Source organism: Shigella sonnei, from assembly GCF_002950395.1.
Taxonomy (GTDB): Bacteria; Pseudomonadota; Gammaproteobacteria; order Enterobacterales; family Enterobacteriaceae; genus ECMA0423.
Genome location: NZ_CP026802.1, coordinates 3399044 through 3423935, shown reverse-complemented (window position 1 = coordinate 3423935; position 24892 = coordinate 3399044). Strand labels below are relative to the sequence as shown.

The window sequence follows — 24892 nt, the reverse complement described above, 5'->3', positions numbered from 1 at the left end:
GGAAGACGGGTGGGCGCAGAGCGATACTTCGCTACTATTTTCACCCAGAAGTGCTCCACCACTTGCGAAACGCCCGACTGCGAACGCTTCTGGTGACAACCCAGGGGATTCAGCCCCTGTAGCCGATGATGAACGTGGCCAGCCGTTCAATCACCTCGGCGATGCACCCCCTCAGGTGTTATCACAGGACTGGCTCCTCCAACACCGTTACTTGGGCAACGCGCCTCTTCTGGCCTGCGCTAGCGCAGGTAGTACATTTATAAATAAAGGGTGAGCGGGGCGGTTGTCAACGACGGGGTCATGCGGATTTTTCATCCACTCCTGGCGGTCAGTAGTTCAGCTAATAAATGCTTCACTGCGCTAAGGGTTTACACTCAACATTACGCTAACGGCACTAAAACCATCACATTTTTCTGTGACTGGCGCTACAATCTTCCAAAGTCACAATTCTCAAAATCAGAAGAGTATTGCTAATGAAAAACATCAATCCAACGCAGACCGCTGCCTGGCAGGCACTACAGAAACACTTCGATGAAATGAAAGACGTTACGATCGCCGATCTTTTTGCTAAAGACGGCGATCGTTTTTCTAAGTTCTCCGCAACATTCGACGATCAGATGCTGGTGGATTACTCCAAAAACCGCATCACTGAAGAGACGCTGGCGAAATTACAGGATCTGGCGAAAGAGTGCGATCTGGCGGGCGCGATTAAGTCGATGTTCTCTGGCGAGAAGATCAACCGCACTGAAAACCGCGCCGTGCTGCACGTAGCGCTGCGTAACCGTAGCAATACCCCGATTCTGGTTGATGGCAAAGACGTAATGCCGGAAGTCAACGCGGTGCTGGAGAAGATGAAAACCTTCTCGGAAGCGATTATCTCCGGTGAGTGGAAGGGTTATACCGGCAAAGCAATCACTGACGTAGTGAACATCGGGATCGGTGGTTCTGACCTCGGCCCGTACATGGTGACCGAAGCACTGCGTCCGTACAAAAATCACCTGAACATGCACTTTGTTTCTAACGTCGATGGGACTCACATCGCTGAAGTGCTGAAAAAAGTAAACCCGGAAACCACGCTGTTCCTGGTAGCATCTAAAACCTTCACCACTCAGGAAACTATGACCAACGCCCATAGCGCGCGTGACTGGTTCCTGAAAGCGGCAGGTGATGAAAAACACGTTGCAAAACACTTTGCGGCGCTTTCCACCAATGCCAAAGCCGTTGGCGAGTTTGGTATTGATACTGCCAACATGTTCGAGTTCTGGGACTGGGTCGGCGGCCGTTACTCTTTGTGGTCAGCGATTGGCCTGTCGATTGTTCTCTCCATCGGCTTTGATAACTTCGTTGAACTGCTTTCTGGCGCACACGCGATGGACAAGCATTTCTCCACCACGCCTGCCGAGAAAAACCTGCCTGTCCTGCTGGCGCTGATTGGCATCTGGTACAACAATTTCTTTGGTGCGGAAACTGAAGCGATTCTGCCGTATGACCAGTATATGCACCGTTTCGCGGCGTACTTCCAGCAGGGCAATATGGAGTCCAACGGTAAGTATGTTGACCGTAACGGTAACGTTGTGGATTACCAGACTGGCCCGATTATCTGGGGTGAACCAGGCACTAACGGTCAGCACGCGTTCTACCAGCTGATCCACCAGGGAACCAAAATGGTACCGTGCGATTTCATCGCCCCGGCTATCACCCATAACCCGCTCTCTGATCACCACCAGAAACTGCTGTCTAACTTCTTCGCCCAGACCGAAGCGCTGGCGTTTGGTAAATCCCGCGAAGTGGTTGAGCAGGAATATCGCGATCAGGGTAAAGATCCGGCAACGCTTGACTACGTGGTGCCGTTCAAAGTGTTCGAAGGTAACCGCCCGACCAACTCCATCCTGCTGCGCGAAATCACTCCGTTCAGCCTGGGTGCGTTGATTGCGCTGTATGAGCACAAAATCTTTACTCAGGGCGTGATCCTGAACATCTTTACCTTCGACCAGTGGGGCGTGGAGTTGGGTAAACAACTGGCGAACCGTATTCTGCCAGAGCTGAAAGATGACAAAGAAATCAGCAGCCACGATAGCTCGACCAATGGTCTGATTAACCGCTATAAAGCGTGGCGCGGTTAATCATCATGCGTGCCTGATGCCGATATGTAGGCCGGATAAGGCGTTTACGCCGCATCCGGCAACCGGAGCCTGATGCCAATATCGACATTAATGCATAGTATGAGGAGTTAAATAACCTTAAAAACAATGCCGACAATAAGTCGGCATTGTTTTATCAGATAAATCCCCTTGTCTGTGATTTAACGGAAATCATACCGTGAGGTTAATCCTAAAATAGATTTTTAATCGTTGTTTATTTCGGAGAATACGCAGATTAATTACTTTTGTTTTTATTTTAAGTTTATGATTTTTATTGTTATTTAAATATAAGTTGAAACTTATATTTGATATTCATTCCAATTATCCTAAAACACCATCGCTAATTCCCCGCGCCGTAATTCGCATGCTTTAGTTGTGTATACTCGATCCCGCCCGAAATGTTTTTGGGTAAATCTCCATTCATTCAATGAAGGGAAATTGTTATGAAAAAAGTTCTGTATGGCATTTTTGCCATATCTGCGCTTGCGGCGACTTCTGTGTGGGCTGCACCTGTACAGGTGGGCGAAGCGGCAGGGGCGGCAGCAACGTCGGTTTCGGCGGGGAGTTCCTCCGCGACCAGCGTCAGCACCGTAAGCTCGGCGGTGGGTGTCGCGCTCGCGGCAACCGGTGGCGGTGATGGTTCTAATACCGGGACCACAACAACCACAACCACCAGTACCCAGTAATAAAGTATGTATCCCCAAAATAATTCGAGTCATTGCATCTGTGGCTTGAAATATGAAGGGATTAACCATAACCACACTCCGGTGTGGTTATTCTGCCCCTCTGGAGAAGAGTCGTGAAGCGACCTGCACTCATTCTTATCTGCCTGTTATTACAGGCCTGTTCAGCCACGACTAAAGAGCTGGGCAATTCACTGTGGGACAGTCTGTTCGGCACGCCAGGCGTACAGCTGACGGACGATGATATTCAAAATATGCCCTACGCCAGCCAGTACATGCAGCTTAATGGCGGGCCGCAATTGTTTGTGGTGCTGGCCTTCGCTGAAGACGGACAACAAAAATGGGTCACTCAGGATCAAGCCACTCTTGTCACACAACATGGTCGTCTGGTGAAGACTTTGCTTGGCGGCGACAACCTGATTGAAGTGAATAACCTTGCCGCCGACCCGCTGATTAAACCCGCACAAATTGTTGATGGTGCAACATGGACGCGCACGATGGGCTGGACCGAGTACCAGCAGGTACGCTACGCCACCGCACGCTCAGTCTTCAAATGGGATGGCACCGATACCGTCAAGGTCGGCAGCGATGAAACCCTGGTTCGCGTGCTGGACGAAGAAGTCTCCACCGACCAGGCGCGCTGGCATAACCGCTACTGGATCGACAGCGAAGGGCAAATTCGCCAGTCGGAACAGTATCTCGGCGCGGATTATTTCCCGGTGAAAACCACTCTCATCAAGGCGGCAAAACAATGATTAAACAAACTATTGTCGCGTTGCTTTTGAGTGTGGGAGCGTCATCGGTCTTCGCGGCAGGAACCGTCAAGGTGTTCAGCAATGGCAGCAGTGAGGCCAAAACGCTAACGGGCGCAGAGCATTTAATCGATCTGGTAGGGCAACCTCGACTGGCAAACAGCTGGTGGCCTGGTGCGGTGATTAGCGAAGAGCTGGCAACGGCGGCAGCATTGCGTCAGCAGCAGGCGTTGCTGACACGGCTGGCAGAACAGGGCGCAGATTCCAGCACCGACGATGCCGCCGCCATTAACGCCTTACGCCAGCAAATCCAGGCATTGGAAGTGACAGGCAGGCAAAAAATCAATCTTGATCCCGATATCGTCCGCGTTGCCGAACGCGGTAACCCGCCGTTGCAGGGCAACTACACGCTGTGGGTCGGACCACCGCCGTCCACGGTCACGTTGTTCGGGCTTATCAGCCATCCTGGCAATCAGCCATTCACTCCAGGTCGCGACGTGGCGAGCTATCTCTCTGACCAGAGCCTGCTCAGCGGTGCGGATCGCAGCTACGCGTGGGTCGTTTACCCGGACGGACGCACGCAAAAAGCGCCGGTGGCTTACTGGAACAAGCGTCACGTAGAGCCGATGCCCGGCAGCATTATTTATGTTGGCCTCGCAGACTCCGTCTGGAGTGAGACGCCTGATGCCCTTAACGCCGACATTCTTCAGACTCTGACGCAGCGGATACCCCAATAATGAAAAAAAGACATCTGCTTAGCTTACTGGCGCTGGGCATTAGCACAGCTTGCTACGGCGAAACATATCCTGCGCCCATTGGTCCGTCGCAGTCGGATTTCGGTGGCGTAGGATTATTACAAACTCCCACCGCGCGTATGGCACGGGAAGGGGAGTTGAGTCTGAACTATCGCGATAACGATCAGTACCGTTATTACTCAGCTTCAGTGCAACTCTTCCCGTGGCTGGAAACAACGCTGCGTTACACCGACGTGCGCACCCGGCAGTACAGCAGCGTCGAAGCGTTCTCTGGCGATCAAACGTATAAAGATAAAGCCTTCGATCTCAAACTGCGTTTGTGGGAAGAGAGTTACTGGCTGCCGCAAGTGGCGGTTGGTGCGCGGGATATCGGCGGTACGGGGCTGTTTGATGCGGAATATCTTGTTGCCAGCAAAGCCTGGGGGCCGTTCGATTTTACGCTCGGCCTGGGCTGGGGATATCTGGGCACCAGCGGTAATGTGAAAAATCCGCTCTGTTCAGCCAGTGATAAATATTGCTATCGCGATAACAGCTACAAACAAGCGGGATCTATCGACGGCAGTCAGATGTTCCACGGCCCGGCCTCACTGTTTGGCGGCGTGGAATACCAGACGCCCTGGCAACCGCTGCGCCTGAAACTGGAGTATGAAGGTAATAATTATCAGCAGGATTTTGCCGGGAAGCTGGAGCAAAAAAGTAAGTTTAACGTCGGGGCGATTTATCGCGTTACCGATTGGGCCGACGTTAACCTTAGCTATGAACGTGGCAACACCTTTATGTTTGGCGTCACGCTGCGCACCAACTTTAACGATCTGCGCCCGTCCTACATCGATAACGCCCGCCCGCAATATCAACCGCAGCCGCAGGATGCCATTTTGCAGCACTCGGTGGTGGCGAATCAGTTAACGTTGCTGAAATACAATGCCGGACTTGCCGATCCGCAGATCCAGGCGAAAGGCGATACGCTGTATGTTACCGGCGAGCAGGTGAAATATCGTGATTCGCGCGAAGGGATCATCCGTGCTAATCGGATCGTGATGAACGATCTGCCGGATGGGATCAAAACGATCCGCATTACGGAAAATCGCCTTAACATGCCGCAGGTGACGACGGAAACCGATGTCGCCAGCCTGAAAAATCATCTCGCCGGAGAGCCGTTGGGCCACGAAACGACGCTGGCGCAAAAACGCGTCGAGCCAGTGGTTCCGCAGTCCACCGAGCAGGGCTGGTATATCGACAAATCACGCTTTGATTTCCATATCGATCCGGTGCTGAACCAGTCGGTCGGTGGCCCGGAAAACTTTTACATGTATCAGCTGGGCGTGATGGGAACGGCAGATTTGTGGCTGACGGACCATCTGCTGACCATCGGCAGCCTGTTTGCAAATCTTGCCAACAACTACGACAAGTTTAACTACACCAATCCGCCACAGGACTCGCACTTACCGCGCGTTCGTACCCATGTGCGCGAGTATGTGCAGAACGATGCCTATGTGAATAACCTGCAAGCCAACTACTTCCAGCATCTGGGCAACGGCTTCTACGGTCAGGTCTATGGAGGTTATCTCGAAACCATGTTTGGCGGTGCGGGGGCTGAAGTGTTGTATCGTCCGCTGGACAGCAACTGGGCGTTTGGTCTGGATGCCAACTACGTTAAACAGCGCGACTGGCGTAGTGCAAAAGATATGATGAAATTCACCGACTACAGCGTGAAAACCGGACATCTGACCGCCTACTGGACGCCATCTTTCGCCCAGGACGTGTTAGTGAAAGCCAGCGTCGGGCAGTATCTGGCAGGGGATAAAGGCGGCACGCTGGAGATCGCCAAACGCTTTGATAGCGGCGTGGTGGTGGGTGGCTATGCCACGATCACGAATGTTTCAAAAGAGGAGTACGGCGAAGGGGACTTCACCAAAGGCGTGTATGTCTCGGTACCGTTGGATCTCTTCTCGTCTGGCCCGACACGCAGCCGTGCGGCGATTGGCTGGACGCCGCTGACGCGTGACGGTGGTCAGCAACTTGGGCGTAAGTTCCAGTTGTATGATATGACCAGCGACCGTAGCGTCAATTTCCGCTAAGTCATGGGAAAGGTGCCAGTTTTCGCAATCACTGGCACCCTCATTCTTAATGGCCTGTTGAGCCATCAGGAACGCAGTTCACCCCCGGTTTGCGATCTGGTGTGTAAAGGCGAAAACATTCTGTCTTCCTGTCCGTCGATATCGGTTGCAGGTCTGGTTGCCTGAGCGACTGGGCCATCATTGGGCTGGAGACATTGCTTTGCGGTAGGTCGGCTTTATCAGCAGTACCGAGCGGACCAGCATAAGCAGGAAGAACAGAGACTGATAACATCAAAGCAGCAAAATAAGGCTTCATTTTTACCACCTTTATCAGGTTACGTTTCATTTGTTCCAGAGGAACATTGTCGATTTTTCGCGCATTGCTGGTGGCTGGGAATCACCTGAATGGGTGATTTTTGAATTACCGGCTTGGGTGCGGTTTGTCTTGCCGGATGCGCCGCCAGGCGCGGCTTATCCGGCCTACGGGTAGGTATATCCGGCTTTGGTGGAGGCGCGCTCCAAATCCAGGTTGAACAAAACATACACAAAAAATATAGATCTCCGTCACATTTTTGCGTTATACAGGAAGCTCGCCACTGTGAAGGAGGTACTGCTATGACGTCACTCTCTCGTCCGCGCGTGGAGTTTATCTCCACCATTTTGCAGACCGTACTCAATCTTGGCCTGCTGTGCCTCGGCCTGATTTTGGTTGTCTTCCTCGGCAAAGAAACGGTGCATCTGGCAGATGTGCTGTTCGCGCCAGAACAAACCAGCAAATATGAGCTGGTAGAAGGACTGGTGGTTTACTTTCTCTATTTCGAATTTATCGCGCTGATTGTGAAGTACTTTCAGTCCGGTTTTCACTTCCCGCTACGTTACTTTGTCTATATTGGGATCACCGCCATTGTGCGCTTGATCATCGTCGATCATAAATCGCCACTGGATGTGTTGATCTACTCGGCTGCGATCCTGTTACTGGTGATCACTCTGTGGCTGTGTAATTCGAAACGGCTGAAGCGGGAGTAAAAAGAAAGCACGCCGAACTGGCGCGGCGTGCTGGACAGGAAGATTACAGCGTAGCAGTTTGTTGTGTTTTCTTCGTTTCCGGTTCCCAGAGGGCTTCCAGCTCCTCAAGGGTTTTACCTTTGGTTTCCGGGACAAATTTCCACATAAATAGTGCTGCCAGAACGCCCATACACCCGTAAATCCAGTAGGAGAAACCGTTGTGGAAATGGGCCACCAGCCAGGAGTTTTTGTCCATCATCGGGAAGGTCCAGGAGACGAAGTAGTTCGCCAGCCACTGGGCCGCCACCGCGATTGCCAGCGCTTTACCACGAATAGCATTCGGGAAGATTTCCGACAGCAGTACCCAGCATACCGGACCCCAGGACATGGCAAAGGCAGCAACATAGAACAGCATCGACAGTAGCGCCACAATACCCGGTGCCTGAGTGTAAAACGCGGTACCGAGGCTAAACATACCGATTGCCATTCCGAGTGCGCCGATAATTTGCAGTGGCTTACGACCAAATTTATCCACCGTCATAATTGCCAGAACGGTGAAGGTGAGGTTGATAACTCCGACAATAATGGTCTGCAACAGCGCGATATCCGTGCTGGCCCCCAGCGTTTTGAACACTTCCGGCGCGTAGTACAGCACCACATTGATGCCGACAAATTGCTGGAAGATGGAGAGCATAACGCCGATGACAATCACGCCCACGCCAAACATCAGCAGACGACCACCGGTTTTGCGGCCATGATCCAGGGAGTGTTTAATTTCCTGTACTGCCTGAGTTGCAAGCGTGTTGCCCATAATTTTGCGCAGGATACTTTCCGCCTGTTCTTGCTTGCCGCGTGACATCAGCCAGCGAGGACTTTCTGGCACGGTATACAGCAGCATTAAGAACAGCAGTGCAGGGATACATTCCGAGGCAAACATATAACGCCAGCCGTCAGTATTCAGCCAGCTGGCATCACCGGAACGGGCAATAAAATAGTTTACGCAGTAAACTAAAAGTTGCCCGAAAATAATCGCAAACTGGTTAAATGAAACCAGTTTTCCGCGAATATGAGCTGGAGCCAGTTCCGCAATATACATTGGTGAAAGCATTGAGGCTAAACCAACGCCAATACCGCCAATAATACGATAAATAACAAATTCCGGGACATAACCTGCCAGATAAATAGGTACTGTGTTGTCCGGGTTTATAGAGGTAAAACCAAGTTCTGGCCAGGCAGAACCTACACCAGAAATAAAAAACAGGACAGCAGCAATCTTAAGTGAATCACGACGGCCGAAGCGGTTACTGCAATAACCACCGAGGGCACCGCCGATGATGCAACCAATCAGAGCGCTGGCTACGCAAAATCCTAACAGGGAGTTGGCAGCGGATTCACTTAAGTTTTGTGGAGCAACAAAGACGGTATTGAGTGACTCAACAGTACCGGAAATAACGGCGGTGTCGTAGCCAAATAATAAACCACCTAATGTAGCGACTAAGGTAATCGAAAATATATAACTGGAATTATACTGGGTATTCATTCAGACCTGCCTTAGACCATTCTGATCTTTTATCAGTGCATTGATGTTGGAATTGTCAGGCAGTTAAGGCAATTATCATTTTTTACAATGCGTTTACGTAATGTCTTTTCTGTGATCTTAATTGTGATAATTATCAAAAATTGATGAAAACAATACTATTGCCGTGACTCAGAGCACGAAAGAGAATTATCGTAAGTGGGAAAACAAATAACGTAAAAATAATAAGCTCTATGATGGAAATATTAACCGGCGAACGATTCAGATTGCAGACGAAAGAAAAAAAGGCGCTCCGTGGAGCGCCGAATAACAGTCACAAGTTGGGATAACGTAAGTTGAGGGTGCAGCGGCATAACATTGGCAGAACAACATCTTTAACCTTTCACACCACCTGCCGTCAGGCCGTTGACCAGCCAGCGTTGAGCCAGCAAGAAGACGATGGTGATCGGTAATGCAGACATCACGGCAGCGGCGGCAAAGTCACCCCACAGGTAGTTTTGCGGGTTGAGGTATTGCTGCATCCCCACGGCCAGGGTGTAGCTGTTTACGTCACGCAGTAACAGCGACGCGACCGGAACTTCAGTAATGGCAGCGATAAACGACAGGATGAATACCACCGCCAGAATCGGTACTGACAGCGGCAACAGGACAAGGCGGAAGGCCTGCCACGGTGTCGCACCATCCAGCGCAGCCGCTTCTTCCAGCGAACTATCGATGGTTTCGAAATAGCCTTTGATGGTCCAGACATGCAGCGCAATCCCACCCAGATACGCGAAAATTACGCCGCCGTGAGTATTCAGGCCAATGAATGGAATGTACTCACCCAGACGATCAAACAACGCATACAACGCGACCAGTGAAAGTACTGCCGGGAACATCTGGAAAATCAGCATTCCTTTCAGCAGCGTCGCTTTGCCTGGAAAGCGCATACGGGCGAAAGCGTAGGCGCAGGTGGTAGAGAGCGCGACAATGCCAATCGCGGAAATCCCGGCGACCTTTACCGAGTTCCATAGCCACAGCAGTACCGGGAATGGCGGTGGCGTAATGCGACCATCAGCCTGTTCCACGCTAAAACCTAAAGCCAGTTTCCAGTGATCCCAGGAGATTTGCTCCGGGATCAGGCTGCCGATCGCAAAGTTCCCCTGGCGCAGTGAGATAGCGACGACCATCAGCAGCGGGAACATAATCGCCGCGATAAAAAGTAGCAGTAGCAGGTGAGTAATAAACAAACGTGCTTTTTGCGATTTCGGTTGGACCATTGCCATTTTTGTTATCTCCCTTAATCAAACTTCATTCGCGTGGCTTTCAGGTTCACTATCGCCAGCGCACCCACCAGCAGGAAGAGCAGCGTGGCAATTGCTGCAGCCAGACCGAAGTCCTGACCCCCGCCGCCTTCAAAAGCGATACGGTAGGTGTAGTTAACAAGCAGGTCGGTATAACCGGCTGGCGTGGTCGTGCCAAGACGATCCGGGCCGCCGTTGGTTAACAGTTGAATCAGCACGAAGTTGTTAAAGTTAAAGGCGAAGCTGGCGATCATCAGCGGCGTCAGCGGTTTAATCAGCAGCGGCAGCGTAATCTTAAAGAAGTTCTGGAACGGACCTGCGCCATCCATTGCTGAGGCTTCATACAAATCGTCCGGAATCGCTTTCAGCAAGCCCATGCAGAGGATCATCATGTACGGATAACCCAGCCAGGTATTGACGATAATTAGCATCGTGCGGGCGGTGGTCGGATCGCTGAACCAGGCGGGCTTCACGCCAAACAGCGCGCTCAACATCATGTTGATTTCACCGAAGCTCTGGTTAAACAACCCTTTGAAAATCAAGATTGAAATGAATGATGGCACCGCGTAGGGCAGAATCAGCAGAACGCGATAGACCGCTTTGCCGCGCAATGCTTCCCACTGCACCAGACATGCCAGAACCATGCCGACCGCCACCGTTAAAAAGACAGTGATCAGCGAGAACACCACGGTCCAGACGAAAATGGCGAGGAACGGTTTCTGAATGCCTTCGTCGGTGAAGACGCGGGTAAAGTTTTTCCAGCCAGTAGTCACGGTGTAACCGGGGCTTAGCTTTTCATCACCCCAGTTGCCGTCGGCGGTAATGGACTGGTAAAAGCCAATTTGGTTATTCGGACGATATTTCACGCCGCTCTGATTATTCGTCAACGTGCCGTCACCGTCGAGTGTGTAGAGCGGCTGCGTGCCAGAAAACTGGCGCAGGGAGCTCATCATCACTTTGTTGCCATCCGGCAGAATGGCGGTAATGTCACTCAGCGCCTGACGATTCTGGGTAATCACGCGTAGATTCGCGCGTTCGCCTTCGGGCTGGGCGGTCGTTTCTTTCAGTTGCAGTTTTTGTTCGCCGCCAAATTTAAACGCGTCGGAGAGGTAATTTTTGCCGATTTCGCCGTCACTGAGCGCCAGTTGCCACTCATCGCCCGCCGGGTAAAGACCAAAGTTATAGGTTTTGCCTGCTTGCCAGGAGCGATCTAACAACACTTCCTGCGCACATTCAAAAGTCAGCTGGTTAGTGCTGCTGTAGTTGGTGAAGGCAATGGCGATGGTGCAGACCAGAGGGAAGAGGACGAATAATCCCATTCCAGCCATTCCCGGGTAAACATAGCGCCAGGCGTAGGCTTTACGATTGGCGAAAATATACAGCCCCGCTGAACTCAATATCAGCGTGGTAATGGCGAACAGGTATTCCCCTTGTGCGTACATTAAAACAACAAGGTAACCCACCAGCAGGCCGAGCAGACCTAGCACTGACCATTTCAGCGCGTCGCTTTGCCACCAATGTTTCTTTTTAATGACATCCATGGGGTTCTTCCTCATTCCAGGACGGATAAGGCTTTCACGCCTTATCCGACAACAACTGCCTGATGCGACACTGATGCGTCTTATCAGGCCTACATGCGTTTCAGTTTTGTAGGCCGGACAAGGCGTTCACGCCGCATCCGGCATTTCACAGCATTACTTGGTGATACGAGTCTGCGCGTCTTTCAGGGCTTCATCGACAGTCTGACGACCGCTGGCGGCGTTGATCACCGCAGTACGCACGGCATACCAGAAAGCGGACATCTGCGGGATGTTCGGCATGATTTCACCTTTCTGGGCGTTTTCCATGGTGGCGGCAATACGTGGATCTTTCGCCAACTCTTCCTCGTAAGACTTCAGCGCCACTGCACCCAGCGGTTTGTCTTTATTGACCGCTTCCAGACCTTCGTCAGTCAGCAGATAGTTTTCGAGGAACTCTTTCGCCAGCTCTTTGTTCGGACTGGCGGCGTTAATACCGGCGCTCAGCACGCCAACGAACGGTTTAGATGGTTGACCCTTGAAGGTCGGCAGTACCGTTACACCATAATTCACTTTGCTGGTGTCGATGTTGGACCATGCCCACGGGCCGTTGATGGTCATCGCTGTTTCGCCTTTATTAAAGGCAGCTTCTGCGATGGAGTAATCGGTGTCTGCATTCATGTGTTTGTTTTTAATAAGGTCAACCAGGAAGGTCAGACCCGCTTTCGCGCCAGCGTTATCCACGGCCACGTCTTTAATATCGTACTTGCCGTTTTCATACTTGAACGCATAACCCCCGTCAGCAGCAATCAGCGGCCAGGTGAAGTACGGTTCTTGCAGGTTGAACATCAGCGCGCTCTTACCTTTTAAAGCGCGCAAAATTATTCAAGATAGATATGGAATTCTTTCAAGATAAGCCAGAAGCGCGCATATGGAAGTTATTCAAGATAAAACAGCGGCATTAACCGCTGCTTTTTTATTCATTAAGTGGGATCACTTCGGGTAAGGCTGAATCCTGAATAGCTTAGTATTTAGTCGCTTTCTTGCTCGCTTGTTCAGGAATCTGATGTAGCGATACTGATTAAATTTGTGCGCCACGGCCCGCTCCTTATTCGCTCGTAAATATTCGCCGCGCTTCCCTCCACGATTAATCGCATTCATCGTTATTTCGTGATACCACTCACCGTCCAGTTCGTAGAATGTGCTTTCATGGCTGCCAATAAAATCAAAATTTGACGCCTGATACACAACACCTGCACGCCCGCAACGTTCGTCTGCAAAGGACTGAACCCACTCCACTGACGGATACAGTAACCTGATGGTTTTCAGCGCGTAGCTGATGGCCCGTGATTCAGAGTTGCGGGGCATGTCGTCGTGTAGCCACATGCGGTTCAGTTCCATATAGCCCCGGTTATCCGTTTCAAGCACAACGCGACGCCCTGAGTTGGGGTTAAGGGCATATCCCCACTGAAGAACACCAACCAGATCACGTCCACTGAATACGCCCAGATGCAACCAGGAGTTATTCACAAAACGGCGGGAATAATGCTTTGTCTGAATGATTGTGCGGGCCAGCCAGCAGGATATGGTTTCAACGCGCAGCTCCCTTGAACCATAGCCGACAATCCGGCCTTCATACTCAATAACGCAGGGTTTTGTCAGAATGCGTGATTTCTTCTCTTTTCCCACAACACAGCTCCGTGGGATGCTCCCGGGCACTCGATATGACAATGTAACGTTTACAGCGAGGACATTTGATTTCTATATGCTTAAAACCTCCTTTAAACAGCAATTTATTGCAATTTTTACAACGAACAGAATCCATAACTTCCCCCAGTGTAATAACAGGATATCGCTGCCCGGAGGGCTGGGGGTATTTAATCACACTTGATGCAAACCGACGATCGATATGATGCTATCGATCGTCATAAACTATACAAACTGATTATATAATCGCCTGGTCTGAACGCTCTCACCTCGTCCAGTGTGGGCAACAGAGAAAGTTGTTCTTTCATCTCCCGCTGACAGCGATAAATCTCATCGTTGCGCTCAACAATGGCCTGCATCATCGCTGTGGCCAGTTCCTCAAGTTCCTGCGTCGTCAGCTGCACCTGCTGATTATCCGCATCGCTCCACGCCATATGTGTTTGTGCTGTGACAGATTTTGCCAGCATGACTACCGGGGACAGGCGGCCCAGTGAGTCGGGACCAGCATTCCAGATACGACCGTTCCATTCAAACGTGAACGGCTTCGCCTCCTGTTCTGTGCGCCATGCTTCAATTCCCTGACGTCTGGCCTCTCTGGCCGCTTCCAGCATTTCTGGTGTCACAGTGAATGGGGCTATCTCACCCCATTTGCCACTTTGCAGTTCCTGCCAGATTTGCTGACCCGTCGGTGCGACATCATCAGCGGTGGCTGTGTAGGGGACTGCCTGGTCCCTGTCGTCAAAAAAAACGTCACAGTCTACTGCGCCACTTTCGGTATAACGGGGATTAATGATTTTTTTAATTTCCACGGTGCATTCCTCACGATGTGCGAATAAAAAGCCCGGGCATTGCGCCAGAGACATGAGCATCCGGCACCCCGGACAGGGCGCAATATGACCCCGGTAATGAATGCTCTGAACATCCCGTAATGAAAAATTGTGGGGATGCTATATACGTTCCGGTGGGAGTACTGGGCACTGAAATCCCCACCGGTCCCAGTCGTGAGCCTCTGTATGACTGCCCCCTGACAAGTCTGATGACTTTATCACCGTCAGCTTCTCCCTGGTACGCAGCAATAATCAGCCCGCCAATGTCAGGGTCTCCCCATCTGTTGCGGACAGAGCTCGCCACGATTCTGTAAATAATATCTTCTGTGGTTATATTTATTTTCACCCAGTCAGTCAGTCTGGATATGGGCCAGTAGCAGTAGCGGGTGTGATAAATGGGGCCGTTAATGCCGTAAAAAGTAAGGGATTTGGCTCTGTACCGCGGTTCTGTTGTCTCAGGGCGTGCATCAGTCCACCGGATGCTGAGCACCCCTTCAAACCGTGTGTCGGGTATGATGCCCAGGCGGCCAGCAACGGAATACTCACCTGGCAGCGCATTCCTTACCCAGGCCAGGAAATCACTCTTAGTGTCAAAACGGATAACATCTTCAGGCAGAAAAGCACACCCAAAGCCGAATGCGCCGGGTATCGCCAGACGGCCTTTTGTCCGGTCGTAAATGTCGCTCTGTGCTTCCATCGTGGCTGCACTTTTCAGCCCCAGACTATCCCGGGACTTCTGTTGTGCCTTTTCGCCTGCTGCTGCGATTTCAGACAGATGGTTAGCCATTTTCAGAGTGCCGGTCAGCGCAGCATCAATGTCATTTTTGGCCTGTTCTGCTGCGCGGGCATAACCTGCGGCATCCTGTGCGCTCTGTCCGGCTGCGGCTGCATTTGCTCCTGTGCTTGTCACATCTTCCGCAGTGGCCTTTCTGTCCTCAGCTGTGACGGTTGCATCCTGTCGGGCTTTCTCCGCAAAACGTTGTGCATCATCACGGGCCGTTGCGGCTGCCGTCACATCCTGCGCCGTCTGCCGTGCGTTTCCGGCTGCGGCCCCGGCACTCTGCTGCGCCTGTTGCGCCAGCTCTTCGAATTTCTTCAGGGATTCCGGACGCAGGTCAATATCAGTTGCGCCCAGAAAATCATTCAGCGAACCGTCCGTTGAATCTTCATAAACGCGGATGACACCGATTTCTGAAAGGCGCTGTGTGCTTTGTGTCAGGCGAACGCTGTACACACCCGGCAGAACGGGGAAGTCATATTCCCCGTTCTGTGTGGTGACATGGCTGAAAACACTTTTCAGAATCCCTGCACGGTTGTGCATGGAGGTTAGTGTAATGGTTGCGCCGCCCAGCGGTTCTCCCGTGGGCGTTTTAATCACACCTTTAAGCTGCGGCATCGGGACGCTCCGGCCAGTTGATGGCGTTATATGTGGCTTTATCTGTGATGGCGCTGAAATCCATCGCCTGCAGTGATTTCGCGTAAATACGGTACGCTTTCAGTTTTTCCCGGTCTTCGTCGCTGATTAGCCCCAGCAGCAGGTCTTCTTCCCATTCCCCTGTCCGGGCACTGACCTGAGCCAGAAGGGCATCACGCTCATCTTCCGCTTTGAGTCTGTAGTCAAAGACAAATTCATCATTGCGGTAAAACCAGTAACCCGGCGCGGTAATGCGGCGGTTGGCGGTAATATCAGGAACTTCAATAACACTGGCGTTACGGGGTTCAATGCCTGTCACATCCTTACCGACCCACACCACGCGCCCGTCTCCGGTGTAAACCATTTTTATGGTGTCACTGGCAAAGTTCTTCTGTTCTTCATACCAGTTTTTGCCGTCTTCCGAAAAAAGCCAGGTGACATCATACTGTTTTGTCAGCTGATATTGTTCCGCGGTTTTCGGATTACCTGCCGTAATATTTTTTAAATGCAACATTGTTAAATACTCGCTACGTTATACCAGGTGCCATTAATCAGTTTTTGCAGCGGTCGGTAATACACACCGTTGACGTTATCCGCTGAGTTACGGCCGGTATCCGATATCGATATCCCTGACAGCCCGTGTCCCGAAGGTGAGCGAAACGTCCATGAAACGGTGTTGCTGCCAGGGTTGTAATACATTTCATGGCCATACCGCACATCCTGCACGCCACCATTTCGCTGCTGGTAACGGGCATCAAAGTTTCCGTAGTCTGACGGTGTTACCCGTCCTGTAACGTTTACAGCTTTATTACTCTGGATACTGCCACTCTGAAAACGCAACACATGCACGCTATTGGCATAAACATCCAGCAGGCCATCACCATTCTGTTTGAATCCGGTGTCATTATCACCAAGAACAATTGAATTCCCCCCCAGGGCGTTCTGAACGCCGATACCCAGCGCACCATTGACCTGCGAACCACCGCCAACAGACACTTTATGCGACATGGATATTTCACCCGTCCGCAAATTAATGGTGAACGGGCGCAGGGGACCAATATCGCCATTTTCCCCCTGACCTTCACTGGTGGGAATAAGGTGCAGGCACTCTTCCGAACGACGAAAAATCAGGCCAAAAGCTTCGTTGAAAATCCTCAGCGCATTAACACCACGGATTTTCAGCTCCCCTGTCATCGTGCCGCCTGATTGTTTTATGACTTTCAGTGCATCTGCAAAATCTGTTGCACTCTCTTTGCCGAGAATACCGCGCACAAAAGCACTGAGCGGCGTTAATGCCATTGTGTCTTTGCCGGTAAAATAAGGGAATGTATTATTCTGACCGGTTAATCCGGCAATAGCACCGGCTGAACCACTGTTCGTAATAAACAGCTTTTTCAGCGCCGTCATAATCTGGTTGGTTGTGTTTTTATCCGGTTTGATATTTGCCTGCCGGAGTATTTCCAGTAATTCAGACTGAATAATATTAAACCAGTCCGCCCCCGGATACGTGGGCGGAATACCGTTCCCGCCTTCGGTGAAATAAAGCGTTGTTTTGCTTAATTCAGCCGCGACAGGTGGCATTACCGGCACACCCGTCGGGTTATCCACATAAAACATAAATTATTCTCCGGTGTAATAATATTCATATTCCGTGCCCGCCAGCCGGTAATGCTTCAGCAGGCATTCCAGCTCACGGGTGCGTTCGCTGATTAATGGTGTCATGACGCCATCAATACAGGTAAACCGCCCGGCATCTTTACCCGGGACGTTCACTTTCAGCATCCAGCGATACCGCGCCGGATGCAGCGGATACATGCAGTCGCGCAGACAGTGGTGCGGCAGAACGGCTGCCACCTTAATGGTGAAGCCCAGCGCCGCTGCTGCGGCTTCAGTCTGCCAGGTTGCCAGCCCGCCCCTGCGACGGTATTTCTCCACCACGGCACGGCGGCGGGCTTCCCTGGTGGTGGGGGCAATTCCGCATTCCGGCAGCGCCAGATACTGCTCCCACTCCGGCAGCAGCCGGAGCGTGGTTTCCGGTCGCATCTCCACATGCAGACGCGAGGCGTCGTATTCAGTGCGGTTTAAACGTTCTGCAAGCGCCCTTAAAAAGCGGTTTAAATCCGCGTCGTTATCACGCGGCCATGCCTTACCCCGTGGCATGACCTGTTGCAGTGCGGCCAGCCATTCCGTCACGCTGTGAGCCATGTCACCTCCCCGATGGTGATAAGCTCATCCACATCACTGGTGGTGTCCTCCCCGATGTTAAGGAAGTAATCCGTGATGCCGGACGTCATACCGATGGCCGTGCGCAGCGAGGACACCGGCAGCGTCTGACCGGGTGCCAGTGTCTTCTGTAACGCGGTCAGGTTTGCCCGGACGGCGCTCCTGTTCGCCAGGCTGTCCGGTGTCAGACGGATGGATATGCTGACTTTCTTCAGCCTGACCTGTACCGGCCAGACCTCAATGCCGCCCGGTTTACCCACCATCACGCCCGTGGCCGGGTGTTTGTGGCAGAACAGATACTGCTCCATTGTCTTCAGGTCTTCGCGGGTTGGCACGATGTTTTCCCGGTCATCATAAAGCCATGCCAGCCCGACCGTGCCGGGGCCGTGCCATGCATCCCACGCCCACGCGCGGCTGACGCCCGGCACTTCACGCACCCATATCACGTAGTCATGCAACGCGCCGCCTGTCGGTGGATTGCGGCGCACATACAGCAGACGGTCCAGCAGCGCTGCGATGGATTCAGTGTCTGCGCCACCGGTGATGCCACCTTCAGCCACCGCGCCTGTGCTGGCCGTTCCGGGCAGCGGGGACAGCAGGGTGAGTACGGCACCGGCAGCAAGATTGCCCGCCACACCGGCTTCTTCAGCCTGCACGATGACGGTGACCTCGCCGTCCTGCACCTCGCCGGACGTGAGTACCTGATACACCTGGTTCGTGTCGGACTGCATCCGGGTTTCTGCCGGAAGGGGGGACTGACTGGTGAAGGTCACCCGCCCGCTGGCAAAGGTGGCCTGCTTGCGGATAACGCCTTCATACTTTGCTGTTTTGATAATGGTTTCATCATCAGACGTGGTGGACGGGATTATCTGGTCCTTAATCCAGCTCTGATGGTCGTATAAATCCCGGACCTGACTGCTGAATGACACGTTCAGCGCCTGCTCAACACTGACAGGCGGCAGCTTTTGCAGGCCGAGTTCATACGCAATATCTTTTTCGCCGTCGGCAATCAGTTTGCCCAGCGTGGGGATTTCATACGGCATTAATGGTGGCCTCCCATCGACGGGTGATTTCGATTCTGAGTGTGGTTTTGTCCGGGCGGGTTAACACCACCAGAAAGGCAATACGGTCAGGAATGATGATGCTGGCCGTGACGGTGGCGTTACGGGCGTAACCGGCACGCAGAAGCGGCTGCATGGACAGCCGCGCGTAATCTTCCACGCGCAGGCGGACATCTTCCGTCAGCTTTTCACGCTCAAGCAGCCACAGGCGGGAACCCCACGAAAAATCGCTGTACGTGTCGCCCGGCCAGCCGCGCGGGTCGCCGGAGCCGTCAGGAATGACATCATCGTCATCAGCGCGGGCATCGGTGAAAAGGCAGATAAGAACCTGAGTGACCAGCCCCTCATCCCGTGAGAGGCCGTTATGGGTGACGGTGATGTCACCCCGTGAGAGCATGTTATTCCAGCGGATTTCTGTCGTCATACGGGCGGTGATGTATTCTCATTGTCGCCGTCCTTATGAATGTGTTCGCTGAATGATTTACCCTTGATTCTGACATCTTCAGTAAATTCACAGGGACCGACGAATTTCATTTGTTTACCGATAATATTCAGCAATTCGTCGGCGGTGAGATTTACCGTTTTCCCTGAAACGTCTACCTGTTCTCCTGTGATTTCAATGACGCCGTTTTCCTTCAGGGTGATGTGTGATTTGCCGTCCCGGTGATACACCCTGACATCGCCGGGGGACAGTCCTTTCGGGCGACATCGCTTGTCTTCCACCGCGATGGCAACCAGCCCGTCACGCCGTCCGCCAACGGCCAGCACAATGGCTTCAGAACCTTCCGGCGGAACGGACGTAAACCCGTAGTTCTGGAAGCGTTCCACGTCGTCATCGGTGGCATCTGCCAGCGTCTGAATTTGCAGGTTCTGCCGTGCCAGACCGTCAGACACCAGGCGGACAACAGCGCGGTCAACCATCAGTCGCAGGCGGCGGGCAATTGCGTTTAATCCCATGTGGCCACCGCCTTTGTTTTTTTCGTCTTCGCTTTCATTTCCGGCATGTCCAGTGATTCAGGCGGAACCAGCGCCAGAACCGTCATCCTCCCCTGTGCGCCATCCGTCCATGTCACCCCGGATATCAGCCAGGTGGTTTTCAGGTTCTGAATGCTGTCGTCGATATCGACAAGGCGGTTGGTCTGCCACAGCGGGCCGCTGTCGCCCTGTTCGCGCCAGCCTGCCACCGTGATTTCCGTCGTGCGGGACTCTCCCAGCATCCGGGCTTTGTACCATTCCCCGCGAATGCTGGCCCCGCCCACGGTCAGGCTGTCTTCATTGACCAGAATGCGCGGGCGGTAACGGTTAATTTCCGGGTCTTCGGTGATGTACTGGCGACCGCCCACCATCGGGGCAGGCTGGCTGTCCCACAGTTTGCCACCGGCACTGGTGGTGCCCTTGATGATGTACTGGCTGTTACGCTCCCGCCAGCTGAAGCGCCCACGGGCGGCGAGGATATTTTTTCCCAGCACCAGTGACACGCCCGCGCGAACGGAAGAGGCGCGGGTGATAATCAGGTTACCCGCGCCGTCAGACGTCAGCAGAACGCCGCGCTGTTTTGCCAGCCGGTCGAGCAGTTCAAAGCCCGTTTCACCCTGTTCCAGAACGACAGACGCAAATGCCTCCCCGGTCGGGGTTTCCGTGATGACGGTTATCCCGAACGGGCGGCAGACATCAGCCGCCACCTGTTCAAGCCGCACGCCTTTCCATTTCCCGGACGAATGCACCACAGAGCAGTCCACCAGGTCGCCGGTTTTATCGCGCCCCATGACGCGAATCTCCACGTTTTCAGCGTCATAGCCGGGAATAAAATCATCGATATACCCCGTCAGCACGGTATCCGCGCCCAGCCTGACCGTGCAGGGTTGCCCCTCACGAATCACGCGCGGTGCCGCCGCTGACCAGCGGGTTGTCACACTGAGTTCAAACTCACCGGCAATCGCCTTCAGGGAACGGCTGACGGACATTTCCGTCCAGCCTTCCCACAGTTTGCCGTCAACGGTAAGAATCACGGATTCCATCAGTCGGTGATCTCCACAGGTTGCGTCGGCAGGATGAATGACGGATGACGCAGGCGGTTACGCTGCACGATTTCATCCCGTCGGCGTGTGTCACCATGCTCGCGCCATGCCAGCAATGCGGCAGAGGTGGTTGTGGTCAGCGTCACCTGCCGGGTTTCCGGCAGACGGGCGGCACGCTCGCGGGCATCCGTAATCACGGCCTGCCGTAAATCGCGCAGCGTTCGCCACAATGTCCGCTGGTTGTTTTCCACCGCCGCCACCGCCTGCTCATGCAGTTCAGCCGCCAGCGTGTCACCGGCAGATAACGCCGCATCACGGGTATCGAACGTCATCGAGGCCACGGCACTGGCCTGTCCCAGCAGGGCTCCCAGCACAACCACCTGGCGGAAGTCGTCAATGTTCTTTTGCAGGCTGTCAGATACCGGCTGATAATCCGGTGACAGCCCGATGGCAAAGCCGGGGTTGCCGTCTGCCACGCTGCCGGGCTTCACGGTGATATCTTCCGGCAGTGCGCCGGTGGCAATCTGCCTGGCACGTTCTCCGGCCCACTGGTTGCGTAATGTCGTGTAAACCGCCAGTGCTTCGGGTGGTTCCGTCACAAGGCCCGCAATATCTTCCACCCGTGCTGACAGCTCACTGACCAGACGCCCCGGTGTGGCAATGAGGGTTCCGGCCATCGCCTTAAAATGCTTCAGCCTGTCCATCCACTGATTCAGTGCTGCCGGTAACGTGGGCAGGTTAGCCACAAGGTTTTCCATATCGGCCAGAAAACTGTCGGCCATGTCACCCAGCCCGTCGAGTGCGCCGAACCAGTCGCCATCGTCAATGGCGGCTTTCACCGCATCAATGCCTGTCAGCACTTCCTGCTGCGTGTTATCCGCCGCAGACGGGAACAGGCGCTCGCCTGCCTCAAACACTTCAAAGGTGACATACGCAATGCCGTCTTCCTCCGTGCTGAGGCGATGGGTGACCTTGCCAACCTGTACGGTCTGTATCCCGAACCACGGGTGGACAAGCTCGCCGGGGCCGGGGGTATTGAGCGCATCTAAAAGGGCGTTTAAATCATCCCGGAAGTTTTTACCTGGCAGCTTTGCGTTAATCTGCTGTTGCCCCGGAACGGCCCCGTTATCATCCGTCCAGGCGGTTTCACGCCGGGGATAAGCACGGGGAATGGCACGACGACCACCGGTGCCCTCCGTATCCACCAGAAAGAAGGGGACGCCACGAAACGAGGCGTCGCGCAGCCCGTCCCATTTACCGTTGCTCGTTGTCATTAACCCTGCTCCACGCTGGTGACGCCAGCCTGCGCACTGAGTCTGACGCCGGGTTGATCCACTCTGACGCTTTTCACGCGGGCATCACCTTCCACCACCACACGGATTTCCCCCTGCAATTGTTGCGGAAGGAAAGGATAATTCTGAGTGGGTTGCATACCAGCCCACGGTCGCGGGTCGGCAATATTCTTTTTTTCCAGAGAGTTAAACCAGTTCCTGATATCCGTCCATACCGTCGGGCGGTTGTTGTTTTCCTGAACCCGTGCGATTAACGCATCTGCTTCCTCTTTGTTCTTAGGGAAAGCAGAGAGCACCATGTCAAGGAGATTAAATCCTGATGCAGTTTGTGGTGTAACCAGCGCTGGCGTCTTTGGCCCACGTGGGTTGCGGGAGTTACGGGGATTGCGCGATGAATCCGGCGCATCCGGCAGACCGCCGGTATTACCCTTCATCCCGCCACTGCCCATATTGACCACATAAACCGGCATCACACCGGAGCCGAAAACATCCGTAATGCTGCCGGGTATCCCTTTGCCTTTCCCTTTGGGATTCATGATGTCGTGGATGGTTTTACCGAACTGATACGTCTTTCTGATGGCGATAATGCCGCCCAGCGCGATCGCCATATATTTACCGACCTGCAACCAGTTCTGGGCAGTGTTCTGGTCCACGCTGTTGAGCGCATCCGCCAGGTCCTGAACGGGCTTTGCCAGTTGCCCTTCAGCAAAACGTTGCCATTCGTTATTCAGTGACTGTATTGCGGCATTAAAGCCTTCGGCATTGGTCTGTGCGGCCTTTTGCGTGGAACCCAGCTCAATCGTGCCGTAAATCATTTGTTCCATCAGTTGCCGGTTTTCAGGGTTAAGCAGCGCCTTAATCCCCTGCATTCCGGTCAGATCAAACACATCCTGAAGTTTCAGCGGGTCGTATTTGGCCCGTTTAAGGATTTCCATCATCAGCTCATAGGGCTTTTTGATGTCTTTTGTGCCTTTGACAAAAACGTCAATGCCGTTTTTTTTCAGGAACTCGATGTTCTTTTTGTCCGACAGGGAAGCATACATGGCCTGAATACTGGTTACCGTCTCATCAATGCTGCCTTTGTTTTTGGCGAACACCTGAGCAAATGCCCCCATCTGGGCAATGGCTTCCGGTCCCTGATCCTGAATGATGGAAAACAGTTTCGGGGCAGCGAGGGCAACATCGGCAACGCTTACAGACCCCACTGCGAACTGCGAATACAGCCTGTCCATCATGTTATTGACCGCATCAGCACCCCGGACGTTTTTTTCCCAGAACTGGGCCATCAGCCCGGCTGCAACCTGTCCGTCAACACCGAACGCCTGCATCATCAACCCCATGTTGCGGAGGTTGTCCACCACATACTGATAATCACCGGTTTTCCCCAGAAGTTCGCTGGCCCCCTGACCAAGCGCAGAAGCATCAATACGAATATCTTTCTGGTTCGATACATCCCTGATTTTGTCGTGAAGCGTCTTTACCTGTTCAGTGGTTAACTGGGCATCCGTACCCATCCGGCGCATCTGCGCATCAAAATCGGCAACCTGTTTGATGGTAAGACTACTGCCAAGCCCGGCTATCATTGCCGTGTAGCGGTTACCAAGCGTATCAAGGCCGCGTCCTGCGGCCTCCGTTGTGGCTTTGACAAGGCGCATGGCTTTCTGGTTATTCCGGGCGAACTGCGACATATTCGCGCCATACTGCCGGGCTTTGGCGGTCAGGTTCCCGGCAAGGTTGATCATGATTTCCGTGCTGAGACGGCTACCTGTTGCCATACTGTTTCTCCAGTTGCTTTATCAGGCGGAACAACTGCCGCAGGGGCAGTTGTTCCAGGTACTGAATGCTGAATCGCGAAGACAGGTTAACCAGCAGGTTCATCAGTGCCGCCGCCAGCGGCATCAGTTCGCCCCCGCGTTGCCACCTCCTCAAGCATGTCATCCAGCACAGCCGCTTTCGTGCTGATAAGCTCAAGGTCTGCCGGGTGGAGCATTCGCAGCTGTTTCATGTCCAGCGGGCCGGGGATATTACCGATTGACGCAACCTGACGGCGCATCATCTCCAGTCCCATCAGCACCTCAGAACAGTAGGCCACCGCCTTTCCGTTCCCGCCCATGACGACGCGTTCTGCGGCCAGTTGTGCATCAATCACATCACTGGCGGTCAGTTCGCGCAGTTTCACGGTTTTATGCAGGGTTTCATCTGCCGTGCCTTTGCCGGTCAGAAGCCCGTGTTTCAGTTCAAATTCCATTGCGGCCATGTCACACCTTCACGCATTTTTCACCGATAAAGTTGGCACTGATGGTGCCGGAATCCTCGTCCAGCTCTGCCGGGTTATCCGTGGCGGAACCCGTCATCATGTAGTTCAGGCCGTTGTCGCCGTAGAACATCACCGTGACATCTTCCCAGCTGCTGATTTCAATCACGTCCATATCCGCTGCCGCCGCAATGGTTACCTTGATGGACGGCGAGGCCATCTTGCTGGAGATACCCCAGACCTTGCCGCCGCCCATATGCTGGGTGCGGCTGAAGCCGCCCGGATTCAGCGTGGATTTCCCCTCGGTTTTAATTTCGCGGCCATTCACGCGAATGGTCGCCATACCAAGAATTTTTGCCATGTGGC

25 protein-coding genes, 1 pseudogene and 1 riboswitch are annotated in these 24892 nt (G+C 53.3%); of the genes and pseudogenes, 6 read left to right on the top strand and 20 right to left on the bottom strand.

Annotated elements, in window-relative coordinates; genetic code table 11:
- Window positions 1-40 precede the first annotated feature (40 nt).
- Window positions 41-237, bottom strand: a riboswitch (Lysine riboswitch).
- Between the two features lie 236 nt (window positions 238-473).
- The 5 genes from pgi (at window position 474) to C1P89_RS17800 (ending at window position 6409) form a co-directional block, all read left to right on the top strand.
- On the top strand, window positions 474-2123 hold the full coding sequence (gene pgi / locus C1P89_RS17820) for a glucose-6-phosphate isomerase (RefSeq protein WP_000789986.1): 1650 nt from the start codon (window positions 474-476) through the stop codon (window positions 2121-2123).
- A 461-nt stretch (window positions 2124-2584) separates the two neighbouring features.
- The gene (gene yjbE / locus C1P89_RS17815) at window positions 2585-2827 is read left to right on the top strand and encodes an exopolysaccharide production protein YjbE (RefSeq protein WP_000757336.1); all 243 of its coding nucleotides are present in this window, start codon (window positions 2585-2587) and stop codon (window positions 2825-2827) included.
- Window positions 2828-2940: 113 nt separating this feature from the next.
- Window positions 2941-3579: a YjbF family lipoprotein gene (locus tag C1P89_RS17810; RefSeq protein ID WP_001341739.1), complete on the top strand. Its 639-nt coding sequence runs from the start codon at window positions 2941-2943 to the stop codon at window positions 3577-3579.
- Window positions 3576-4313, top strand: a complete 738-nt coding sequence (locus C1P89_RS17805) for a capsule biosynthesis GfcC family protein (protein ID WP_000595563.1) — start codon at window positions 3576-3578, stop codon at window positions 4311-4313. The genes C1P89_RS17810 and C1P89_RS17805 overlap by 4 nt, the downstream gene beginning before the upstream one ends.
- Window positions 4313-6409 (top strand): YjbH domain-containing protein, encoded by a 2097-nt coding sequence (locus C1P89_RS17800; protein ID WP_000745747.1) that lies wholly within the window; start codon window positions 4313-4315, stop codon window positions 6407-6409. The genes C1P89_RS17805 and C1P89_RS17800 overlap by 1 nt, the downstream gene beginning before the upstream one ends.
- A 46-nt stretch (window positions 6410-6455) precedes the next feature.
- On the opposite strand, the gene C1P89_RS17795 is transcribed toward C1P89_RS17800, so the two are convergent.
- Entirely contained in the window at window positions 6456-6734 is a 279-nt protein-coding gene (locus C1P89_RS17795; RefSeq protein WP_001295279.1) for a periplasmic protein, read from the bottom strand.
- 269 nt (window positions 6735-7003) lie between these two features.
- Here C1P89_RS17795 and psiE point away from each other — a divergent pair, with 269 nt between their 5' ends.
- Entirely contained in the window at window positions 7004-7414 is a 411-nt protein-coding gene (gene psiE / locus C1P89_RS17790; RefSeq protein ID WP_000202902.1) for a phosphate-starvation-inducible protein PsiE, read from the top strand.
- Between the two features lie 43 nt (window positions 7415-7457).
- Here the strand turns inward: psiE and xylE are convergent, their stop codons facing one another.
- The 19 genes and pseudogenes from xylE to C1P89_RS17690 all read right to left on the bottom strand — a co-directional run bounded on the left by xylE (window position 7458) and on the right by C1P89_RS17690 (window position 24887).
- Window positions 7458-8933 (bottom strand): D-xylose transporter XylE, encoded by a 1476-nt coding sequence (gene xylE, locus C1P89_RS17785; RefSeq protein ID WP_001097263.1) that lies wholly within the window; start codon window positions 8931-8933, stop codon window positions 7458-7460.
- A 371-nt stretch (window positions 8934-9304) separates the two neighbouring features.
- On the bottom strand, window positions 9305-10195 hold the full coding sequence (gene malG, locus C1P89_RS17780; protein WP_001252048.1) for a maltose ABC transporter permease MalG: 891 nt from the start codon (window positions 10193-10195) through the stop codon (window positions 9305-9307).
- Window positions 10196-10209: 14 nt separating this feature from the next.
- Window positions 10210-11754: a maltose ABC transporter permease MalF gene (malF, locus tag C1P89_RS17775; RefSeq protein ID WP_005137764.1), complete on the bottom strand. Its 1545-nt coding sequence runs from the start codon at window positions 11752-11754 to the stop codon at window positions 10210-10212.
- 153 nt (window positions 11755-11907) lie between these two features.
- Window positions 11908-12597: pseudogene (malE, locus tag C1P89_RS17770) on the bottom strand (maltose/maltodextrin ABC transporter substrate-binding protein MalE); the annotation flags it as partial.
- A gap of 126 nt (window positions 12598-12723) precedes the next feature.
- Window positions 12724-13419, bottom strand: a complete 696-nt coding sequence (mom, locus tag C1P89_RS17765; protein ID WP_000514035.1) for a tRNA(Gly)-dependent adenine aminoacyltransferase Mom — start codon at window positions 13417-13419, stop codon at window positions 12724-12726.
- A complete protein-coding gene (locus C1P89_RS17760; protein ID WP_032157564.1) occupies window positions 13370-13555 on the bottom strand; it encodes a Com family DNA-binding transcriptional regulator in 186 nt (61 codons plus the stop codon). The genes mom and C1P89_RS17760 overlap by 50 nt, the downstream gene beginning before the upstream one ends.
- A 100-nt stretch (window positions 13556-13655) precedes the next feature.
- The gene (locus C1P89_RS17755; RefSeq protein WP_032157565.1) at window positions 13656-14306 is read right to left on the bottom strand and encodes a DUF4376 domain-containing protein; all 651 of its coding nucleotides are present in this window, start codon (window positions 14304-14306) and stop codon (window positions 13656-13658) included.
- Complete coding sequence (locus C1P89_RS17750) at window positions 14257-15660, bottom strand: prophage tail fiber N-terminal domain-containing protein (protein ID WP_001135852.1); 1404 nt, start codon at window positions 15658-15660, stop codon at window positions 14257-14259. Before C1P89_RS17750 ends, C1P89_RS17755 begins: the two co-directional genes overlap by 50 nt.
- Entirely contained in the window at window positions 15647-16192 is a 546-nt protein-coding gene (locus C1P89_RS17745) for a tail fiber assembly protein (RefSeq protein ID WP_000902846.1), read from the bottom strand. The genes C1P89_RS17750 and C1P89_RS17745 overlap by 14 nt, the downstream gene beginning before the upstream one ends.
- Before the next feature lie 2 nt (window positions 16193-16194).
- Complete coding sequence (locus tag C1P89_RS17740) at window positions 16195-16872, bottom strand: phage tail protein (protein WP_077898459.1); 678 nt, start codon at window positions 16870-16872, stop codon at window positions 16195-16197.
- Between the two features lie 426 nt (window positions 16873-17298).
- Entirely contained in the window at window positions 17299-17883 is a 585-nt protein-coding gene (locus tag C1P89_RS17730; protein ID WP_000951399.1) for a YmfQ family protein, read from the bottom strand.
- The gene (locus tag C1P89_RS17725; protein ID WP_001146185.1) at window positions 17868-18944 is read right to left on the bottom strand and encodes a baseplate J/gp47 family protein; all 1077 of its coding nucleotides are present in this window, start codon (window positions 18942-18944) and stop codon (window positions 17868-17870) included. Before C1P89_RS17725 ends, C1P89_RS17730 begins: the two co-directional genes overlap by 16 nt.
- Window positions 18934-19386: a phage GP46 family protein gene (locus tag C1P89_RS17720; RefSeq protein WP_000206060.1), complete on the bottom strand. Its 453-nt coding sequence runs from the start codon at window positions 19384-19386 to the stop codon at window positions 18934-18936. The genes C1P89_RS17725 and C1P89_RS17720 overlap by 11 nt, the downstream gene beginning before the upstream one ends.
- Window positions 19383-19919 (bottom strand): phage baseplate assembly protein V, encoded by a 537-nt coding sequence (locus C1P89_RS17715; RefSeq protein WP_000523893.1) that lies wholly within the window; start codon window positions 19917-19919, stop codon window positions 19383-19385. The genes C1P89_RS17720 and C1P89_RS17715 overlap by 4 nt, the downstream gene beginning before the upstream one ends.
- The gene (locus C1P89_RS17710) at window positions 19910-20980 is read right to left on the bottom strand and encodes a phage baseplate assembly protein (RefSeq protein WP_000446558.1); all 1071 of its coding nucleotides are present in this window, start codon (window positions 20978-20980) and stop codon (window positions 19910-19912) included. Before C1P89_RS17710 ends, C1P89_RS17715 begins: the two co-directional genes overlap by 10 nt.
- The gene (locus C1P89_RS17705; RefSeq protein WP_000213602.1) at window positions 20980-22254 is read right to left on the bottom strand and encodes a DNA circularization protein; all 1275 of its coding nucleotides are present in this window, start codon (window positions 22252-22254) and stop codon (window positions 20980-20982) included. Before C1P89_RS17705 ends, C1P89_RS17710 begins: the two co-directional genes overlap by 1 nt.
- Window positions 22254-24047: a phage tail tape measure protein gene (locus tag C1P89_RS17700; RefSeq protein ID WP_000190565.1), complete on the bottom strand. Its 1794-nt coding sequence runs from the start codon at window positions 24045-24047 to the stop codon at window positions 22254-22256. The genes C1P89_RS17705 and C1P89_RS17700 overlap by 1 nt, the downstream gene beginning before the upstream one ends.
- A gap of 86 nt (window positions 24048-24133) precedes the next feature.
- Window positions 24134-24529 carry a phage tail assembly protein gene (locus C1P89_RS17695; RefSeq protein WP_000729652.1) on the bottom strand — a complete coding sequence of 132 codons (396 nt, stop codon included), beginning with the start codon at window positions 24527-24529 and terminating at the stop codon, window positions 24134-24136.
- 1 nt (window position 24530) lies between these two features.
- Window positions 24531-24887, bottom strand: coding sequence for a phage tail tube protein (locus C1P89_RS17690; protein ID WP_001062748.1), 357 nt, complete (start codon window positions 24885-24887; stop codon window positions 24531-24533).
- Window positions 24888-24892: the final 5 nt, after the last annotated feature.

Bases quoted from the DNA above. Each gene is read 5' to 3' on its own strand.
- C1P89_RS17755 (WP_032157565.1), bottom strand. From the start codon at position 14,306: ATGCTCATGTCTCTGGCGCAATGCCCGGGCTTTTTATTCGCACATCGT.
- C1P89_RS17805 (WP_000595563.1), top strand. From the start codon at position 3,576: ATGATTAAACAAACTATTGTCGCGTTGCTTTTGAGTGTGGGAGCGTCA.
- yjbE (WP_000757336.1), top strand. From the start codon at position 2,585: ATGAAAAAAGTTCTGTATGGCATTTTTGCCATATCTGCGCTTGCGGCG.
- C1P89_RS17745 (WP_000902846.1), bottom strand. From the start codon at position 16,192: ATGTTGCATTTAAAAAATATTACGGCAGGTAATCCGAAAACCGCGGAA.
- C1P89_RS17730 (WP_000951399.1), bottom strand. From the start codon at position 17,883: ATGGCTCACAGCGTGACGGAATGGCTGGCCGCACTGCAACAGGTCATG.
- psiE (WP_000202902.1), top strand. From the start codon at position 7,004: ATGACGTCACTCTCTCGTCCGCGCGTGGAGTTTATCTCCACCATTTTG.
- malG (WP_001252048.1), bottom strand. From the start codon at position 10,195: ATGGCAATGGTCCAACCGAAATCGCAAAAAGCACGTTTGTTTATTACT.
- C1P89_RS17710 (WP_000446558.1), bottom strand. From the start codon at position 20,980: ATGGAATCCGTGATTCTTACCGTTGACGGCAAACTGTGGGAAGGCTGG.
- xylE (WP_001097263.1), bottom strand. From the start codon at position 8,933: ATGAATACCCAGTATAATTCCAGTTATATATTTTCGATTACCTTAGTC.
- C1P89_RS17800 (WP_000745747.1), top strand. From the start codon at position 4,313: ATGAAAAAAAGACATCTGCTTAGCTTACTGGCGCTGGGCATTAGCACA.
- C1P89_RS17695 (WP_000729652.1), bottom strand. From the start codon at position 24,529: ATGGCCGCAATGGAATTTGAACTGAAACACGGGCTTCTGACCGGCAAA.
- malF (WP_005137764.1), bottom strand. From the start codon at position 11,754: ATGGATGTCATTAAAAAGAAACATTGGTGGCAAAGCGACGCGCTGAAA.
- C1P89_RS17750 (WP_001135852.1), bottom strand. From the start codon at position 15,660: ATGCCGCAGCTTAAAGGTGTGATTAAAACGCCCACGGGAGAACCGCTG.
- C1P89_RS17740 (WP_077898459.1), bottom strand. From the start codon at position 16,872: ATGACAGGGGAGCTGAAAATCCGTGGTGTTAATGCGCTGAGGATTTTC.
- pgi (WP_000789986.1), top strand. From the start codon at position 474: ATGAAAAACATCAATCCAACGCAGACCGCTGCCTGGCAGGCACTACAG.
- C1P89_RS17795 (WP_001295279.1), bottom strand. From the start codon at position 6,734: ATGAAACGTAACCTGATAAAGGTGGTAAAAATGAAGCCTTATTTTGCT.
- C1P89_RS17690 (WP_001062748.1), bottom strand. From the start codon at position 24,887: ATGGCAAAAATTCTTGGTATGGCGACCATTCGCGTGAATGGCCGCGAA.
- C1P89_RS17705 (WP_000213602.1), bottom strand. From the start codon at position 22,254: ATGACAACGAGCAACGGTAAATGGGACGGGCTGCGCGACGCCTCGTTT.
- C1P89_RS17720 (WP_000206060.1), bottom strand. From the start codon at position 19,386: ATGACGACAGAAATCCGCTGGAATAACATGCTCTCACGGGGTGACATC.
- C1P89_RS17715 (WP_000523893.1), bottom strand. From the start codon at position 19,919: ATGGGATTAAACGCAATTGCCCGCCGCCTGCGACTGATGGTTGACCGC.
- C1P89_RS17700 (WP_000190565.1), bottom strand. From the start codon at position 24,047: ATGGCAACAGGTAGCCGTCTCAGCACGGAAATCATGATCAACCTTGCC.
- C1P89_RS17725 (WP_001146185.1), bottom strand. From the start codon at position 18,944: ATGCCGTATGAAATCCCCACGCTGGGCAAACTGATTGCCGACGGCGAA.
- C1P89_RS17760 (WP_032157564.1), bottom strand. From the start codon at position 13,555: ATGGATTCTGTTCGTTGTAAAAATTGCAATAAATTGCTGTTTAAAGGA.